This window comes from Clostridium sp. (assembly GCF_032552055.1).
Lineage (GTDB): Bacteria > Bacillota > Clostridia > Clostridiales > Clostridiaceae > Clostridium.
Window position 1 is genome coordinate 1 of the sequence record NZ_JAWGSV010000326.1, and the last position, 2,903, is coordinate 2,903.

Annotated in this window: 2 protein-coding genes and 1 pseudogene; all 3 read right to left on the reverse strand. The window is 26.9% G+C overall.

Annotated elements, in window-relative coordinates; genetic code table 11:
* Nucleotides 1–829: pseudogene (locus E6248_RS14960) on the reverse strand (phosphoribosylformylglycinamidine synthase); the annotation flags it as partial.
* Nucleotides 830–1,157: 328 nt separating this feature from the next.
* Nucleotides 1,158–1,313, reverse strand: coding sequence for a zinc-ribbon domain-containing protein (locus E6248_RS14965; protein WP_316341575.1), 156 nt, complete (start codon nt 1,311–1,313; stop codon nt 1,158–1,160).
* A 309-nt stretch (nt 1,314–1,622) separates the two neighbouring features.
* The gene (locus E6248_RS14970) at nt 1,623–2,570 is read right to left on the reverse strand and encodes an amidase domain-containing protein (RefSeq protein ID WP_316341576.1); all 948 of its coding nucleotides are present in this window, start codon (nt 2,568–2,570) and stop codon (nt 1,623–1,625) included.
* Nucleotides 2,571–2,903 lie beyond the last annotated feature (333 nt).

Genomic DNA, 2,903 nt, shown 5'->3' on the forward strand with positions numbered 1-2,903 from the left:
TTACTGCTATATCCATTAAAGTCTCATCTCTATTTGTTTCCCCATAAACAAAATCTCTAGATTTAAGATATGCATTGTAAGATTTAATTAAAGGCTTTGTATATAAACCTTCTTCTATATCTACAGCTTCAATAGCTGTAGAAAATGTAGTGTGTCTACAGTGATCTGACCAATATGTGTCAATAACTTTAATTTCTGTTATACTAGGATCTCTCTTTTCCCCATTAAAGTAATCCCTAATCATTTTTATATCTTCGAAGCTCATAGCAAGCCCCATTTCACTATGTAGCTCTTTTAATTCATCATCATTTTTACTTATAAATCCATTTAATATTTTTACATCCTTTGGCTCTGGAAGTTTTGAAGATAATTCTAAGTTATCAATTTCAACTTCCCTTGAATCAACTTGATTTATATAGTAATTTTTAATTTTTAGAACTTCATCTTTAGATAAATTCCCCTTTAAAACTATTATCTTTGTCCATTTAACTTCTATTTTTTCTTCTGAAGTTAAAATTTGAAAACATTCTGAAGCTGAATCTGCTCTTTGATCATATTGTCCTGGTAGAAACTCAACTGCAAAAGCCCTTTCCCCATCTTCTAGTTCAAATTTATTTTCATATAAATTATCTACTGTTCTTTCTGAAAATATTGTGTAAAGTGCTTTCTTATAATCTTCTTCTTTAATTTCCCCTAAGGTATATTTATTAACCAACCTTACTGATTCTAAAGAATTAATGCCCAAGTTACTTTTAAAATCTTCAAGTAAGCTTTTACCTTCAACGTCATAATCCTTCTTCTTTTCTACAAAAATACATCTCACCTTCAACCTTCATACCTCCAAAGTTAAGTAGTTCTAATATAAACGAACATTTTCTTTAAATTAATATTTATATTTCGTCATTACAATTTAAGGTTATCATTCCAATATATAAATGTCAACTTTATCCTTGTAATTTTATTATATAATTCGTTATATAACGAACTTTAAAGAAATATATGTTTGATAATTTTCGTATTTATAAAAGCATATATTTTCAACTTTAAAATAAAATTTAGTAATAAAAAAAGATCAATTCCCATAGAAATTGATCTTTAACATAAAATAATTCATTTTTAATTTAAAATTAAAAAAGAGGCTATAAGCCTCTTTATTATTATCTTCTATTGTTTTGTGCTTTTCTTGCTCTTCTGCAATCTCCGCATCTTACTGGTTCGTTATCGAATCCTTTTTCTTTGTAGAATTCTTGTTCTCCTACTGTGAATACGAATTCGCTTCCGCAATCTTTACATATTATTTTCTTATCTTCCATTTTTAACCCTCCATTTTAAAGACTATAGTAATTTAATCTCTATAACGGAGAATATCATTATCTATCAGATCTTTAAACTTATATTTTTTAGTCTCAAAGACTACTTTCTTATAATAACATAATTTATTCTAAAAAGCTAGTAAATTTATAAAATAAATTATTAATTAATTCACCGGCAGCATAAGCCACCGGCAAAGAAACCTACGTAACCCTTTCGGGTCATTCTTATTATTATCATTTAATTAAAAACATATACTTTATATACTAAAAAAATAGAAATATTTATCAGTTCCATTAAATATACACTAATTAGTGATCACTAATTATATTTCTTCTCTCCAATAACTTTTCATATAATTCCTTTGAATTACTGCCCCTTGAGTTCATTTCAACTTCTATCTCATCTACTACATCCTTAAGTTCATTTATAAATCTATCTGTACTTTCACTATTATAATCATCATTATCAAAGATAGTATCATTAATACTTAATCTTATCATATCAATAGCTTCTTCTAAATCCTTTTTATAATCTTTGTATTCTTCTATATTTCTTTTACTTCGGGATCCTTCATATGGTAAATAGATACTATCACCTTTCTCCTCTTTTACATTGTAAATTAATAGATTATAATTATCTGGCTTCCCTAATAGATAGTATTCTAGATTTCCATTCTTATAAAAGTTACCGGTAGAGTTTGAGTGTTGACTAAATAGAACTTTTGAAGTATCAATTATATCCGTTATAGCTTGAGAATGAAAAGCTATATTATTAGGTCTTGAATATTGAACAATATCCCCTTCATATATGCTCTTGCTTATTTCTTCAAAATTATCAATTGCATCCTTAACAGTGTACTCCCTATACTTGTAAACCCTCTTATGCACCTTACCAAAATGTTGATTAAATGGATTAGCTCCTGTCCAAGTAGAAGTTCTATTAGGTATATTCTGTGAGTAGTAAAACCAAGAACTTATATCTGTGGCATTCTTCTTACTTCCCCAGAACTCCATTCCACCTGCTCTTAAAACTTGAGATACAAAATTGGTACAGTCTCCCCCCTCATTAATATAATTATAATAGCTAGTATTAGAGCCTTCTGCCCATTTTAGAGCATATTCTCTAGCAGCTTTTCTATTATAATTATTATTTTTAACTTCTGCTAATACCACTCTTATATTTATCTTCATTGTAAATATTTCTAAAATTAATATCATAATTATAAAAACTCTTTTACTTGTATTCATACTCTTCATATATCTTATCTCTCCAGATGTTTTATTCTATTATATCTTTTGAAATAAAATTAATTTTATTACACAATTATCAAAATAAAGCATTATAAATACACATATTAAAGTAGATACTTCAATCGATACCCTTGCAAGATTTGTTTCTTTGATTAAATCTCTAGGTATAATTTAAAATTCACCTTGTACTATTCTTTTAGAAACTCTGGTTCCTATTATAATTTCAGAAATTAAATACCCAATAGTAGGAGCTAAAAAGAAAACTATAATACTATTAAAATTATTTTTCATCACCTCAAATCTAGAAAGAAAAATTGCAATAAACACTGATAAATATTC